The sequence below is a fragment of the Erythrobacter sp. genome, assembly GCF_030066995.1.
GTDB lineage: Bacteria > Pseudomonadota > Alphaproteobacteria > Sphingomonadales > Sphingomonadaceae > Erythrobacter.
Map to the genome: position 1 here is coordinate 1 of NZ_JASJAP010000006.1, position 14692 is coordinate 14692.

Consider the following 14692-nt stretch of genomic DNA (forward strand, 5'->3'; position numbering starts at 1 on the left):
CTCTGCCAACACTCCGGCAAGGCGCAACCGCCGCAAGGGGCTCCCCTTAAGCGCCTTCCGCTACCGCTCTCGCACCCTGATCGAGCGCTTCTTCGGAAAACTCGAACACGCCAGAGGCCTGGCAACACGATACGACCAACAAGCCGACAACTTCCACGCAGCCATCACACTCTTCTCCGCACGGCTATGGTTCGCTGATCATGAGCCTTCGGCCTTGGCGGCGTGGACACGGTCTCCAAGTCGATCGCGAAGGTCGAGCGCATGGAACGGGAATGAGGTCATCAGAGCCAGCGCGATCCAGTACCAGGGCGCTCCCACCAGGGCTGCGCGCACGGCGAGAACGATAAAGACGGCAGAGCCCAGGGGCTTTGCGATCGCGGTCCAGTTCCAGCCTCGGCTCTTCAACCACACTGCTTCGATTGCGAGCACAAGGATCACCGCGTCGGCCGCGTAACCGCTGGAAAAGAAGCTTTCGATCATGCTGGTGGTCTCTCGCGTTCAGGACCAGCGCCGCTTACATCAAGTCGCGCGCAACGTAAGCACCGTCGACCGGGCTCATCCAAAAGGCGCGTTGAGCGCGTTGATCGACCAGTTAAGTGCCGCTGCCAGCGTTACCCAGACCAGATAGGGCAAAAGCAGCGCGCTCGCCGGGCGCGAGAAACGCAGACAGTAAAGGATGATCGCGAGGATCGAAACCCAGAGGAAACCGACCTCGACCAGCGCCCAGTCGGGCCGTTGCAGGCGAAAGAACACCAGGCTCCATGTGATGTTAAGGAAGGCGTTGAGCGCAAACAGGCTTACCACGGTCTGCGCCGCACGTGACGTGGGTGCCGCGCGCCACGCGGTAACACCGGCCACCGTTATAAGGGCATAAATGACCGTCCAGACAATCGGGAAAAGGCCATCGGGCGGCGTCCAACCGGGCTTCTCGAGCGCCTGATACCAAGGCCCCAAATCGGTGACCGTCGCGCCCAGAAAGGCGACACACATCGCGGCAAACGTCGCCACCGCCACTGGCAAGACCCACATCGGATTGAGGATCGTGCGCTCGCGAAGCTGGGTCTTCATCACGATCAGCTCGTCTCGGCTCTAAGGCCAAGCAGGTGCGCTGTGTCCTTGAGGAATATCTTGACGTGCGCCATCGGTTTGGAGCGGACGAGCTTCTTGTTCATATAAGCCTGCCAGGTGAGCTGTTGCACGTCCTTATCGTCGCACATGGAAACAAACCTCTCTCGCCGCTTGTCGCTCGAATACCAGAAGTACTGCATCACGCCGAGGATCCAGAAGACGCGACCGTGTTCTTTCATGAAGCGGCTGCGGGCTCGCTTGAGCGCCTTCGCCTCGCCGGTCTTGAGAAACTCGCTGGCAGCCTGGGCGCTGAAGCGACCGCCGACCATAGCGTAGTAGATGCCCTCGCCCGAAGCGGGTGCGACAATACCGGCGGCATCGCCCGCAACAACGACATCGCGGCCATTGTCCCACTTCTTAAGCGGTTTGAGTGGAATGGGGGCGCCTTCGCGGCGAATGGTTTCGCAGCGGTCAAGGCCTAGGTCACCACGCATTTCGGCAACCGCTCCGCGGAGCGAAAAGCCCTTATTGGCGCTCCCAACTCCGATGCTGGAGGTCTCCCCATGCGGGAAGACCCAAGCGTAGAAATCGGGTGACAAGCGCCCTTGATAAAAAACGTCGCATCGATTGGCGTCAAACGCTTCGCTGTCGTTCGCCGGGGACTTGATGATCTCATGATAGGCAAAGACGCACTTGACCCTAGACGCGTTGGGAAGCGCCTGCTTTGCCACCGCCGAGCGCGCGCCGTCAGCGCCGACAACGCAGCGCGCGCGGACTGCTTCGATAGGACCGCCGCGCTCGCGTCGAAACGTTATCAGCGGATGCGGTTGATCGTCGCGTTCGATCTTTTCGAAAGTCGCACACAGGCGATCCGCACCATTTTCGCAAGCGCGCACGCGCAGCCATTCGTCGAAGTCCTCGCGGTCGACCATCCCGACATAGCCGATCTCTCCCACGGGCATATCGACCGCCCGGCCCGAAGGCGCAATCATGCGCGCCGATCGCGCCCGCGCAACAAGCAGGCTTTGCGGAATGTCGAAATCCTCAAGCAGCCGCGGCGGCACGGCGCCGCCGCATGGCTTGATGCGTCCCCCACGCTCCATCAGGAGAACCGAATGGCCATTGCGAGCCAGATCGGTCGCAGCGGTGGCTCCCGCCGGCCCTCCCCCTATGACAACGGCATCGTAGATCATCTCGTTCACGCGAAAATCTCCTTCTCACTGGAGGGGGTGTTGCCCGAAGCGCGGTTGGCACGCGCCGGTCGCGATCCGGCGACCGTGAGGGCAAGGATGGCCGCTAGGACAAAAAGCAGTCCTTCGACGGCAAAAACGATCTGGTAGGCGCGTCCAAGGTCGCCGAAAACGGCCAAGGCGATGTCGCGCCCGGCCGCGCCCAGCAGCCCGGCAAAGCCGAAGGCAATGGCCTGAGAGGCGCCCCATACGCCCATGCGCACGCCTTCGCGGGTCTTCTCACCTGCACCGGCGAGACCCATCATCGCCCCTATGGCCGCGACCGAGAAGACACCGTTGCAAAACCCGAGGAAAAACACGTTCGCGACCAGCGGCCAGCCCGGGCCCACCATCGCTGCGATCGTCAGTCCAGCAAGACCGATCGCCGATCCGAGACAACCGCTCACGATCCAGACCCTGAGGTCGGTGGGCATACGGGCCTGAAACGCGCTCCCACCAACCCCGGCGACGATCATGCCAACAAGCCCACCGGCGTTCAGCATACCGCCCAGCTGCGTCGTCTCACCCGGTGGCATTGCGAAAATCTGTCCCGCAAACGGCTCCAGGATCAAGTCCTGCATGTTGTAGGCCATCATCGAGACGAAGATGAAGATCGTGAAGCGGCGCGCGGCGGGTTCAGCAAAGATCTCGCGAATGGCGTCGCCAAAGCCTGGCGTTTCCTTGGACTTGGCGGTTTCCTCGAAGACGTGATGGCCGCTCTCCAGCCGGAAGGTCGCCAGGATAGCGAGCGCAATCGTCGCAGCGGCAAGCCCTGCGGCCACACGTGTCAACGCTTGCGGGGTAAAGGGCTCGATCAAGGCCCCGACCGTAAAGGCCGAAACAACGATACCGGCGATCATCATGATCCAGGTCAGCGCGGCGGCGGCGGCGCGGCGGTCGGGAGCCACGCTGGAGGCCAGAAGCGCAAGCGCCGAGGTTCCGGCCGCGCCGACCCCCACGCCAATCACGCTGTAGGCGAGGATCGCGAAGGCAAACACCCAAAGGGTCGCGCTTCCCATCATCAACGTGGCTTGGGTGGCCATCAGGACGCCCAGCGCCAGAACCGCAATTCCACCCACGATCCAGAGCGTGCGATTGCCGCCCCGGTCGGAGCCGTGACCCCAGATCGGACGCCCAAGCTGGATCACATAATGCCATGCGACCAATCCAGCCGGGATCGCGGCGACAAGGCCGTACTCCACCACCATCAGGCGGTTGAGCACGGTGGTTGCCATCATGACGAGCGCCCCCACGCAGGCCTGCACCAGCCCGATCCGTGCAATCGCGAACCAGGAAAGACCAGCGGGCGATCTACCCACAGCGGAGACGGGCGCGTGCATCAGATGTAGCCCCCCAGCCCCAGAGCGGCCGCCAGCATGCCCAGCACATAGAGCAGAACGCCCACCGCGTTGTACCAGGGCGCGTACTTGGCCGGATCGGAGAGCAGGCGCGGCATCGCGATCAACTGAGCGAGCAACACCGCGCCAACCAGAAGCGCCGAAACCGTCAGCCCCCAATGGGCGAGCAGCGCGATCACGACAATCTGAGCCGCCGCCATGACGAAGCAGGCGAAGCGCGCCGCACCGCTCACGCCCAGCACGACCGGCAGCGAACGCAAGCCCGTCGCACGGTCCCCTTCGACCGCCTTGAAATCGTTCAGTGTCATGATCCCATGCGCGCCCAGACTGTAGAGCACGAGCACGATAAGCACTTCGTTGCTAGGCAAGGCACCAAGCATGACCGTAGCGCCGGTAAACCAGCTCAGCCCTTCGTAGGTGAGGCCCACCACCGCCGGACCCGTCCACCCACTGGTCTTGAACCGAAATGGCGGCGCGCTGTAGCCCCAGGCAAGCGCCAACCCGACCAACGCAGCTGCAAACACGAGCGGCCCAAGCGCCCAAGCCACCACAGCCGACACAGCCGTTCCCAGCAACGCCACGTAAAGGCCCCAGCGACCAGCCACCCGGCCCGACGGGATGGGACGATCAGGCTCGTTGATCGCGTCCACGTGCCGGTCGAACCAGTCGTTCACCGCCTGGCTCGTGCCGCACACCAAGGGCCCCGCCAGCAGAACCCCGCCTGCAACGAACCAGAGACGGCCATCGAGACCCGCGCCGGATGAAACCGCCCCGCACATGAAGGCCCACATCGGAGGAAACCAGGTTATCGGCTTGAGCAGTTGCAACACGTCACGAAGCGCCGGTGGAGGCGCTACGCGAGTCGAGGCCGCTGAGCGTTGCATGGAGTCAGACTATGACTGACATATCATGGCGTCAAATTATTTTGACACTAGACTGTCATCGACACTCAGAAATGCGTGTTTATGGCATGCGGACGCTAAGGCTGTGTCCAGTTTGGTGGCATGTCGGTGCGTTTGAGAGGGGTCTCGGCGCCTTGGACTTCAGCGAGAGCGAGAGAACCGCCCTCACGTCCCCAGGACTGCGCTTGGCGCAGCTCCCCGATGACGCGCAAGAGACCGGCAAACGGGGGAGACACCGCTTTTGCCGACCAAACGCCACTCTGTTTCGGGAAACCGCTTGCAGCGAAGGGATCAGTCCGGATCGACCGGAAGATTGCCAAGCCCATAGCGATGCAGCTTGGAATAGAGGCTTTGGCGCGAGAGCCCGAGGATTTCTGCGGCGGACGCGCGATTGTCCGAGGTGTAGGAAAGCGCCGCCTCGATACACAGCCGCTCGATCAGATCGGTGCTCTCGCGAACAATGTCCTTGAGCGACATGCGACCAACCAGATCGGTCAATTGCTCGACCGAGCGGGGCAGGTCTTCGGTGCCGGGCGGCAAATCGCGCAGACGTCGGCCAATCGGGCGGATAACAAAGGCGTATAGCGCTTCCTCGCCGGCGCTTCGCACTGCCGAAAGTTCAACGGGCTCGCCCTCGACATCGTTGGCGGTGCGCAGCACCGTGCTCACATTGCGCGCCGCCCCGTGCTGAGCGATCTGCCCTTCAATGAGATCGAGATCGATACCCGGACGCCCAATCCATTCCGAGAGAGATCGGCCACGGACCTGATCGAGACTGGCGGCGTGGACCATCTCCACGAAGGCCTGGTTGGCGCTGATGAGTTCGAGCTGCGCGCTCGCAACCACGAATGCATCCGGCATATTCTCAACCAGATCGAGAACGGGCGAAGACACCGCTTGCTGCACGCCCTCACCAATGGGCGCCAGCTGCACAAGCAGGAATTGGCCACGATCCTGAGTGAACCCGGTAATCGAGGCGTCGACTTCGCGCGAAGGCTTCGCAAGACGCACCGAAATCGGCGAAACGCGATCCGAACTAAGCGCGGCGCCCACGATCGTCTGCATCGGATCTCGCGAATCCTTATCAAGCAAGGTGAGAAGCTTCTTGCCCGGAAGCGAGCCTGCGCGCGCGTTCATCAGACTGTGCGCGGCGGCATTCGCCTCGCGGATACGCAAGGTTTGCGCTTCGGCGATGAGGATGGGTTCGGAGGATAGTTCGAACAGCATGCGATAGCGCGATTCGAGTTGGCGCATCCTCATGTAGTCGCGCTCAAGTGATTGCTGAACCTGGAGGAGCCGCGCCTGAAGCTTGCCCGCTTCGCGCAGATCGCGCCCGAAGGCGATGCGATGCTCGCCTCCGTTGACGCTCAGGACCGCGTAGCGAATAGGCACATCCCCGTCGCGCGAAGGGTGATTGACCTGGCGCCAGTGCTGGACCTCCCCGCGCCGCGCGGCGGCGAGCATCTCCATGATCTTGGGACGGCTGTCATCGGTTACCGTCTCGATCCAGTTGCTCCCCACCCAGTTCTCAAACCCGGGAAACTCACTGGGGTCGTAGGCGGCGTCAAGGATCGTGCCGGTGTCATCGAGCACAAGCGTGACATCTCCCGCCACCATGGCGAGCTTCATCGCCGCCTCGGCGTCGAGCGCGTCGAACAGTTCGGCAGCGTTGCCGAACGGGTTCTTGCCTTCGATACTGTGCTTTCTTGTCAGCATATTGATGTCCGAAGCCTAAGCGATCGCGCGCGCACGGGTCTGCGCAGCGTCTACGAGCCGCGCAGCGATGGCGAGTGCTGCTTTGGCGTCTTCTCCCGTGCCGTCGGCACCGATTTCAGCGACGAGCGCGGGATTGCAATTGATCATATGTCCACCAACCAAGACGACGAGATTTGGTTTCACAGCGACACTGCGGATGGCCTTGATGAGACGCGCAAGCACCGACACCGAGTGGTTGTGCGATACAGTCAGTCCAATCGCATCGACAGGCCGGCTGGCCATGTAATCGAGCAATTCGCGCCGATGCGGCCTCAAAAGCGCTTCGCTTTGCCATCCGGCGCGGGCGAAGACCTCCTCGATCATCTGCGCGCCAAAGGTGTGAACATCGCCGGGCACGGGGCAAAACACCGCGCTGCGCGCCTGTCCAATCGGGTGCCCGATTGGCCGCCCGATCGACGAAGGGCCGGAGGGCACGCGTAGCGAAATCTCCCGCAAGACTTCCTGCAGGCGCCAGAGCCCCATTGTTACGTCAATGAAGTCGCATTCGTCCCGGCTCCACAAATCCCCAAGATGACGCGCGGCTGGAGCGAGCAGGTCAACGAACACCTCTTCGACGCTAAAGCCGCGCTCGAGAAACCGATCGACCTGTCGTATAAGGTCCGGCGCCTCGTGCCGCATCGGCAGCCTTGCGAAATCCATAACTTGCTTTGTGTCGATCTCGCCGCACTCCCTGGTTGAACGCGTCGCCCTGTCTGCGATGGGCCTGTCTTCGATGGACCTGTCTGCGATGGGCCTCTCTAAAGCATGCGCCAACATAAGGCGCGGAATGATGTCACCTTCGAGGATCGTTTCGATCGATTCTGGAGAGGAACGCGTTGCGAACTCCAAGTCCGGCTCACCTCTGGACCTCTTAAGGCGTTTGAACGGGTTGGCAATCATGTTGCGCAAGGCATGGCTTCCAAAACCGAGGCTCTTGCCCGGATACGGAGCGCATTCTTTGTCCGGAGCAGACACGCAGGGACCTCCTAATCACCGGCCACACAACCCGGAAATGCGAGACCCGCATACGAGCTGACCGGTGGCGGCCGAAAGTCATCCCATTCAACGTCGGCGATTCGTCCATACGCCCTTTTTGCCTTTTGCGCAAACAAACGCCTCATCTTTTGCACCAAAGTGTCCAGTTTATTTTACGTCTAAAGAGATTGACACCTGGATAGGCAAAGGCCTAGTGTTCAGTTCTGACAAAAGAGGCAAAGCTCGAACATGACTCGACAGGACCAAGTCTCCCCGGTCGAGCCTGTTGGCACCACGCCGCAGGTCAAGAAGGGTCAGGGGATCAAGGGCGCGCTCTACTCGGATGAGGAGCGCCGCCGCCGGGACGATACGGTCTGGACACTTGTTCAAGGCGCGCTTGCACCGCTGCAGTTTCTGGTCTTCCTCATCAGCCTCGTACTTGTCGTGCGCACGCTTGCCACGGGCGAGGGCGCCTGGGCGGCGGACATCTCTATCGTGTTGAAAACAGGGCTTCTTTACACGATCATGATCACTGGTTCGATCTGGGAGAAGGTCGTGTTCGGCAAGTGGCTGTTCGCGCCGGCGTTCTTTTGGGAAGACGTCTTTTCCATGCTCGTTCTGGCCTTGCACACCGCTTATCTCGTGATGCTGTTCGGCGGGCTGGGTTCTGTGGAAGCGCGCTTGATCGTCGCGCTCGCGGGTTACGCGGCCTATGTCATCAACGCTGGCCAGTTCCTGTGGAAGCTGCGCGTGGCGCGACTCGAAGCGCCAGCGGCGCCGGAGGCCGTGCCGGCATGAACCATGTTGCCGCCCTTCCCGGCTGTTCGAGCGAGCAATCCGCCCAGGGCCAGCGCCCGGTGCTGCGCGAACGTGGACAGCGCGAAGTGTTCTGCGGGCTGACCGGGATCGTCTGGCTGCACCGCAAGATGCAGGACGCGTTCTTCCTCGTCGTCGGCTCCCGCACCTGCGCGCATTTGCTGCAATCGGCAGCCGGCGTGATGATCTTTGCCGAACCGCGCTTTGCCACCGCAATCATGGAGGAGCGCGACCTCGCCGGCATGGTCGACGCGCAGGACGAACTCGACCGGGTGGTGAGCCGCCTGCTGGCGCGTCGCCCCGATATCAAGACGCTGTTCCTCGTCGGCTCGTGCCCCTCGGAGGTGATCAAGCTGGACCTTGCCAAGGCGGCCGAACGCCTCGGCACCCGCTACATGCCCGATGTGCGCATCCTGAATTATTCGGGCAGCGGGATCGAGACGACCTTCACCCAGGGCGAGGATACGTGCCTGACCGCGCTGGTGCCGGAAATGCCCCAGCTTGGCGAAGACGCGCCCAGGAACCTGCTGATCGTGGGCTCGCTGCCCGACATTGTCGAAGACCAGTTCCTGCGCCTTTTCGACCAACTCGGGATTGAAAACGTCGCCTCTTTGCCCGCACGCAACGCGCGCGATCTGCCCAGCGTTGGGCCCAACACCCGCTATCTGCTCGCCCAGCCCTTTCTGGCCGAAACCGCCATGGCGCTCGAGGATCGCGGCGCGGTGCGCCTTGAGGCAATGTTCCCGTTTGGCGCTGATGGCACGACCGACTGGCTCAAGGCCGCCGCGCGCGAATTCGGCGTCGACGAACAGCTCTTCAACCGGGTCATCGCACCGGGACGCGAACGCGCCAAACGCGCGATGGACCACGCCCGCAGCGAGCTTGAAGGCAAGCGCATCAGCTTCCTTCCCGACTCGCAATTGGAAGTGCCGCTCGCGCGCTTCCTGTCGACCGAGATGGGTATGGTCCCCGTCGAAGTCGGCACGCCCTATCTGCACCGCGCGCACCTCGCAGGCGACCTCGCCCTGATCTCGGACAAGGCGCGGATCAGCGAAGGGCAGCATGTTGATCGCCAGTTGGACCGGGTTCGCGAAGATCGGCCCGACCTGACCGTCTGCGGGCTCGGCCTCGCCAATCCGCTCGAGGCCGAAGGACTGACGACCAAATGGGCGATCGAACTCGTTTTCTCGCCGATCCATGGCTTCGATCAGGCCGGCGACCTCGCCGAACTCTTTGCGCGTCCATTGCGGCGGCGCGACAGGTTGGAGGTGTAGGCGATGCAGCTATCCGTCTGGACCTATGAAGGCCCCCCGCATGTCGGCGCGATGCGCGTCGCGACCGCGATGAAAGGCCTGCACTACGTACTCCACGCCCCTCAGGGTGATACCTACGCCGATTTGCTCTTCACAATGATCGAGCGGCGCAACCACCGCCCGCCCGTGACCTACACGACGTTCGAGGCGCGAGATCTCGGCAAGGACACAGCGCAGCTGTTCCAGGACGCCGCGATGGATGCGGTCGAACGGTTCAACCCGGAAGCGATCATCGTCGGCGCATCGTGCACAGCAGAGCTTATCCAGGATGATCCCGGCGGCCTTTCAGAGGCCATGGACCTGCCCTGCCCCGCCATCCCGCTTGAGCTGCCGAGCTATCAGCGCAAGGAGAACTGGGGCGCGGCCGAAACCTTCTACCAGATCGTTCGCAACCTCGCGGATACCGGCGTCGAACGGGCGCCGATGGAAGGGCGTGCGGAAGGACAAAACCCGCGCGCAAACATTCTTGGGCCCTGCGCGCTTGGCTTTCGCCACCGCGACGACCTCGTCGAAATCCGCAAAATCCTCGACACCCTCGGGGTGGAAATCAACCTCGTCGCGCCGCTTGACGCGCGACCCTCCGACATCGCCCGTATTGGCGAGGCGGACTTCAACATCGTTTTATATCCCGAGATCGCTGACGAAGCGGCTCGCTGGCTTGAGCGCACGTTCAAGCAGCCCGCCATTCGCAGCGTCCCTATCGGCGTGGGCGCCACACGCGCTTTCATTGCCGAAGTCGCCGAGTTGGCAGGTGCAGATCCCACGCCTGCCCTCGGCGACACCCATTCCCGCATGCCGTGGTGGAGCCGCAGTGTCGATTCGACCTACCTCACCGGCAAACGCGTCTTCATCTTCGGCGACGCCACGCACGCGGTCGCCGCCGCGCGCATCGCTCGCGATGAGCTTGGCTTCGAAGTGTGTGGCCTTGGCTGCTATAACCGCGAATTCGCCCGCGAAGTGCGCGCCGAGGCCAAGGAGCACGGGCTTGAGCCGCTGATCACCGACGATCATCTCGCGGTGGAAGAGGCGATTATCGAAGCCGCGCCTGAAATGGTGCTGGGCACGCAGATGGAACGGCACATCGCCAAGCGTTTGGGGATGCCGTGCGCGGTGATCTCCGCGCCGGTCCATGTGCAGGATTTTCCCGCGCGCCATTCGCCCCAGATGGGTTTTGAAGGCGCCAACGTGATCTTCGACACCTGGGTCCACCCGCTGGTGATGGGCCTTGAAGAACACCTGTTGACCATGTTCCGCGAGGATTTCGAGTTTTCGGACGATGCCGGCGCTTCGCATCACGCAGCGCACAGCCCCATCCTCCCCGGAAAGGGGAGGGTGACCGCGAGCGAAGTTCGGGGTGGAGGGGCGAACAGCGTCAGCCCCCCTGCGCATGACGAAGAATCGGGCAGCCCGCCCCTCCACCATCCTGCGGATGGTACCCCTCCCCATTCTGGGGAGGATGCGGTCTGGACCGCCGAAGCGACTAAAGAGCTTAAGAAGATACCCTTCTTTGTGCGCGGGAAGGCGCGACGCAACACCGAGACCTTTGCCGCCGAACAGGGCCGGGCCGAGATCGATATCGAAACGCTTTACGACGCGAAGGCGCATTATGCACGGTAAGGCGTCGCCTCCCCCACGCAAAGGCAAGAGCGCCTTTGGCCATGACGCGCCTGTGAGCGTGGCCATCGTCACGCTGGACAATCACCTCAAAGGCGCTGTCGAGCGCACCGACGCGCTTCTCAGCCAGGAAAACATCACCGTCTCCCTCCACGCCGCGTCGGAATGGGGCGCGGACGAGGCCGCGCTCGCCGAAACCCGCGCCGCGATCGCGGAAGCGGATATTGTCATTGCGACAATGCTGTTCGTGGACGACCATGTGCGGCTCATCATGCCCTCTCTCGAAGCTCGGCGAGAGGACTGCGACGCCATGGTTTGCCTGATGTCCGCAGGCGAGATCGTGAAGCTGACGCGCATGGGCAATTACCGCATGGACGCGCCAGCCAAGGGGCCGCTCGCGCTGCTGAAACGTCTGCGCGGCTCGAAGAAACAGGGCGCGGCCAGTTCGGGTGCAGGCCAGATGAAGATGCTGCGGCGCCTGCCCAAAATTCTCCGATTCATTCCCGGCACAGCGCAGGATGTCCGCGCCTACTTCCTGACCCTGCAATACTGGCTGGCGGGATCGGACGAGAACGTCACGGCAATGGTGCGCGCGCTGATCGATCGCTACGCCGCCGGTGAACGGGCCGGACGCAAAGGCCTGACCAAAGCCGATCCGCCGCGCGAATATCCCGAGACCGGCGTTTACCACCCGCGCAATCCGCAGAAGATTTCTGAAAGTCTGCGCGTGCTCCCGCGCGATCGGGGAAAGAACGCGCCGGGCCGCAGTGGCTCTGTGGGCCTTGTGCTCTTGCGCTCGTACCTGCTGGGCAACGACGCTGCCCATTACGATGGAGCGATCTCGGCGTTCGAGGCCGAAGGGCTGAAGGTGGTTCCCGTCTTCGCCAGCGGTCTTGATGCAAGGCCGGCCATCGAAAAATTCTTCGTCGATGAAGAGGGCAAACCGACGGTTGATGCGGTCGTCAACCTGACGGGATTTTCGCTCGTGGGCGGGCCAGCCTACAACGATTCCGACGCCGCGCGCACGGTGCTGAGCAAGCTCGACGTGCCCTATCTCGCGGCGCACGCGCTGGAGTTTCAATCGCTCGAAGAGTGGCGCGATCGCCAGCAGGGTCTGCTGCCGCTCGAAGCCACCATGATGGTCGCCTTGCCCGAACTCGATGGCTCAAGCGTACCGAGCGTTTTTGGCGGGCGTTCCGCTTCGAGTGGCGGTCAGTGTCAAGGCTGCGACCGGCAATGCCAGCGCCCTGATACGCAGGGCATGCGCGCCATGCAGGGCTGCCCGGAGCGCGCCGAGGCGCTGGCCGCGAGGGTCGCCAAGATGATCGCGCTGCGCCGCTCGAAGCGCGCCGAGCGCAAACTGGCGATCGTTCTGTTCAATTTTCCGCCCAACGCGGGCGCCACCGGCACGGCCGCGTTCATGGCGGTGCACGAATCGCTCTATGCGACGCTCCAGCGCCTCGGCCGGGAAGGCTACAGCGTCGAGGTACCGGAAAGCCTCGAAGCCATGCGCGCCGCTCTGCTCGAAGGCAACGCCGCGCAATACGGGGCCGAGGCCAACGTCGCTCACCGCGTGCCCGCGGATGAGCATGTCGCGCGCGAGCCCCATCTGGCGGAGATCGAAGCGGTGTGGGGTCCGGCCCCGGGCAAGCAACAAAGCGATGGCAGCCACATCCAGGTTCTGGGCGCGCATTTCGGCAACGTCTTTGTCGGCGTCCAGCCCGCCTTTGGATATGAAGGCGATCCGATGCGGCTTCTGTTCGAAGGCGGCTTTGCGCCCACGCACGCCTTCAGCGCCTTTTATCGGTATCTGCGCGAAGATTTCGGCGCGCATTCGGTGCTTCACTTCGGCACGCACGGGGCGCTGGAATTCATGCCGGGCAAACAGACCGGGATGACGAATGCGTGCTGGCCCGAAAGGCTGATCGGCGATCTGCCGAATTATTATCTCTACGCGGCCAACAATCCGTCCGAAGGAATGCTCGCCAAGCGTCGCTCGGCCGCAACGCTGCTGAGCTATCTGACCCCGCCGCTCGCCCAGGCGGGGCTTTACAAGGATCTGGTGGACCTCAAGGCAAGCGTTGAGCGCTGGCGCGCCAGCGACGATCCGGCGGAACGCGCGGACCTTGAGCGATTGATCGCCGATCAGTGCGAGGCGATTGATCTGGAAGGCGGCGACATCGAAGGTCTGTCCAGGCGCCTTTACGAACTCGAAGAAACGCTGATCCCGCATGGCCTGCACATCTTTGGCCGCAATCCCGAAGGCCAGGCGCGCGAAGACATGCTCGACGCGATGGTCGAGGCGGGCTTGGAACTCGGCAACGGCGAAGACACGCCCGACCGCGCCGCGCTTGCCGCGAGGCTTGATGCAAGCGACGAGATGGCCTCGCTCATCCACGCGCTCGACGGCGCTTATGTCGAGCCCGCGCCGGGCGGCGATGTCGTGGCCAACCCGCAGGTTCTGCCCACGGGCCGCAACATTCACGGCTTTGACCCCTTCCTGCTTCCCTCGCGCTACGCGTGTTCGCAAGGCCAGGAGCAAGCCGAACGTCTGCTGGCGCGGCATAGTGAGGCCGGCGGCGCCTTTCCGGAAAGCATCGCGATGGTGCTGTGGGGCACCGACAACATGAAGACCGAAGGCGTGCAGATCGCCCAGGCGATGACACTGATGGGAGCCAGGCCGCGCCGCGATTCCTACGGTCGCCTGGCGGGCGCGGAGCTGATCCCGCTCGCCGAACTGGGACGCCCGCGGGTCGATGTGGTCGTCACGCTTTCGGGCATCTTCCGCGATCTCCTGCCGATGCAGACGCGGATGCTGGCCGAAGCCGCGTACCTCGCCGCCAGCGCCGATGAGCCGGTCGAAAGCAACTTCGTGCGCAAGCACAGCCTGGCGCACGCCAAGGCGCATGGCTGCGACCTTGAAACCGCCGCCTTGCGGGTCTTCTCCAACGCCGAGGGCGCCTATGGCGCCAATGTCAATCAGATGATCGAAGGCGGCGCCTGGGCCGATCCGGACGAGCTCGCCAACGCGTTCGAAGTCAACAAGGGATTTGCCTACGGGGTAAAGGGCACGCCGGTGCAACAACGCGAACTGTTGCAAAGCGCGCTCGGCACGGTCGATTTCACCTATCAGAACCTTGAGAGCGTTGAGCTGGGGATCAACGATGTCGATCAATATGTCGACGGACTTGGCGGGGTGACACGCTCGGTCGCCAAGGCCAAGGGCGAAGACGCGCCGGTCTACATCCTCGATGCGACGCGCGGCAAAACCAAAGTGCGCACCTTGGGCGAACAGATCGACCTTGAAGCGCGCACCCGCACGCTCAACCCCAAATGGTTCGAGGGCCTGCTTGACCACGGCTACGAAGGCGTGCGCACCATCGAAGGCCACGTCACCAGCACGCTCGGCTGGTCCGCCACCACAGGCCAGGTCAAGCCGTGGGTCTACCAGAAAATCTCCGAGACCTTCGTGCTCGACGCCGAGATGCGCCGGCGGTTGGCGCACCTCAATCCGAAGAGCTCCGCGCGCGTCGCCAACCGCCTGCTCGAAGCGTGCGACCGTCAACTCTGGGAACCCGATGAAGAAACGCTCGCCGCTCTGCGCGATGCGAGCGACGAACTCGAAGACCGCCTCGAAGGCGTTTTCGTGGAAGAGTAAAGAG

Annotated in this window: 11 protein-coding genes; 4 read left to right on the forward strand and 7 right to left on the reverse strand. The window is 63.1% G+C overall.

Features of this window, described 5'->3' with window-relative positions; genetic code table 11:
* Positions 1 to 198: 198 nt before the first annotated feature.
* The 7 genes from QNI87_RS13855 to QNI87_RS13885 all read right to left on the reverse strand — a co-directional run bounded on the left by QNI87_RS13855 (position 199) and on the right by QNI87_RS13885 (position 6972).
* Entirely contained in the window at positions 199 to 480 is a 282-nt protein-coding gene (locus QNI87_RS13855; protein ID WP_300597558.1) for a hypothetical protein, read from the reverse strand.
* Between the two features lie 75 nt (positions 481 to 555).
* Positions 556 to 1068 carry a TspO/MBR family protein gene (locus QNI87_RS13860; RefSeq protein ID WP_300597560.1) on the reverse strand — a complete coding sequence of 171 codons (513 nt, stop codon included), beginning with the start codon at positions 1066 to 1068 and terminating at the stop codon, positions 556 to 558.
* A gap of 5 nt (positions 1069 to 1073) precedes the next feature.
* Positions 1074 to 2270, reverse strand: a complete 1197-nt coding sequence (locus tag QNI87_RS13865; protein ID WP_300597562.1) for a geranylgeranyl diphosphate reductase — start codon at positions 2268 to 2270, stop codon at positions 1074 to 1076.
* Positions 2267 to 3637: a BCD family MFS transporter gene (locus tag QNI87_RS13870; RefSeq protein WP_300597564.1), complete on the reverse strand. Its 1371-nt coding sequence runs from the start codon at positions 3635 to 3637 to the stop codon at positions 2267 to 2269. The genes QNI87_RS13865 and QNI87_RS13870 overlap by 4 nt, the downstream gene beginning before the upstream one ends.
* The gene (chlG, locus tag QNI87_RS13875; protein ID WP_300597566.1) at positions 3637 to 4539 is read right to left on the reverse strand and encodes a chlorophyll synthase ChlG; all 903 of its coding nucleotides are present in this window, start codon (positions 4537 to 4539) and stop codon (positions 3637 to 3639) included. Before chlG ends, QNI87_RS13870 begins: the two co-directional genes overlap by 1 nt.
* A gap of 309 nt (positions 4540 to 4848) precedes the next feature.
* Positions 4849 to 6273 (reverse strand): transcriptional regulator PpsR, encoded by a 1425-nt coding sequence (ppsR, locus tag QNI87_RS13880; protein ID WP_300597568.1) that lies wholly within the window; start codon positions 6271 to 6273, stop codon positions 4849 to 4851.
* A gap of 15 nt (positions 6274 to 6288) precedes the next feature.
* Positions 6289 to 6972: a B12-binding domain-containing protein gene (locus QNI87_RS13885; RefSeq protein ID WP_300597570.1), complete on the reverse strand. Its 684-nt coding sequence runs from the start codon at positions 6970 to 6972 to the stop codon at positions 6289 to 6291.
* Between the two features lie 564 nt (positions 6973 to 7536).
* Here QNI87_RS13885 and bchF point away from each other — a divergent pair.
* The 4 genes from bchF to QNI87_RS13905 are packed head-to-tail and all read left to right on the forward strand — an operon-like array spanning position 7537 to position 14688.
* Positions 7537 to 8085, forward strand: a complete 549-nt coding sequence (bchF, locus tag QNI87_RS13890; protein WP_300597572.1) for a 2-vinyl bacteriochlorophyllide hydratase — start codon at positions 7537 to 7539, stop codon at positions 8083 to 8085.
* Positions 8082 to 9377, forward strand: a complete 1296-nt coding sequence (locus tag QNI87_RS13895) for a ferredoxin:protochlorophyllide reductase (ATP-dependent) subunit N (protein WP_300597574.1) — start codon at positions 8082 to 8084, stop codon at positions 9375 to 9377. The genes bchF and QNI87_RS13895 overlap by 4 nt, the downstream gene beginning before the upstream one ends.
* Before the next feature lie 3 nt (positions 9378 to 9380).
* Positions 9381 to 11033, forward strand: a complete 1653-nt coding sequence (bchB, locus tag QNI87_RS13900) for a ferredoxin:protochlorophyllide reductase (ATP-dependent) subunit B (RefSeq protein ID WP_300597576.1) — start codon at positions 9381 to 9383, stop codon at positions 11031 to 11033.
* A complete protein-coding gene (locus tag QNI87_RS13905; protein ID WP_300597578.1) occupies positions 11023 to 14688 on the forward strand; it encodes a magnesium chelatase subunit H in 3666 nt (1221 codons plus the stop codon). Before bchB ends, QNI87_RS13905 begins: the two co-directional genes overlap by 11 nt.
* Positions 14689 to 14692: the final 4 nt, after the last annotated feature.

Coding starts and splice junctions, on each gene's coding strand:
- QNI87_RS13855 (WP_300597558.1), bottom strand. CDS start 480: ATGATCGAAAGCTTCTTTTCCAGCGGTTACGCGGCCGACGCGGTGATC.
- QNI87_RS13860 (WP_300597560.1), bottom strand. CDS start 1,068: ATGAAGACCCAGCTTCGCGAGCGCACGATCCTCAATCCGATGTGGGTC.
- QNI87_RS13870 (WP_300597564.1), bottom strand. CDS start 3,637: ATGCACGCGCCCGTCTCCGCTGTGGGTAGATCGCCCGCTGGTCTTTCC.
- chlG (WP_300597566.1), bottom strand. CDS start 4,539: ATGCAACGCTCAGCGGCCTCGACTCGCGTAGCGCCTCCACCGGCGCTT.
- ppsR (WP_300597568.1), bottom strand. CDS start 6,273: ATGCTGACAAGAAAGCACAGTATCGAAGGCAAGAACCCGTTCGGCAAC.
- QNI87_RS13885 (WP_300597570.1), bottom strand. CDS start 6,972: ATGGATTTCGCAAGGCTGCCGATGCGGCACGAGGCGCCGGACCTTATA.
- bchF (WP_300597572.1), top strand. CDS start 7,537: ATGACTCGACAGGACCAAGTCTCCCCGGTCGAGCCTGTTGGCACCACG.
- QNI87_RS13895 (WP_300597574.1), top strand. CDS start 8,082: ATGAACCATGTTGCCGCCCTTCCCGGCTGTTCGAGCGAGCAATCCGCC.
- bchB (WP_300597576.1), top strand. CDS start 9,381: ATGCAGCTATCCGTCTGGACCTATGAAGGCCCCCCGCATGTCGGCGCG.
- QNI87_RS13905 (WP_300597578.1), top strand. CDS start 11,023: ATGCACGGTAAGGCGTCGCCTCCCCCACGCAAAGGCAAGAGCGCCTTT.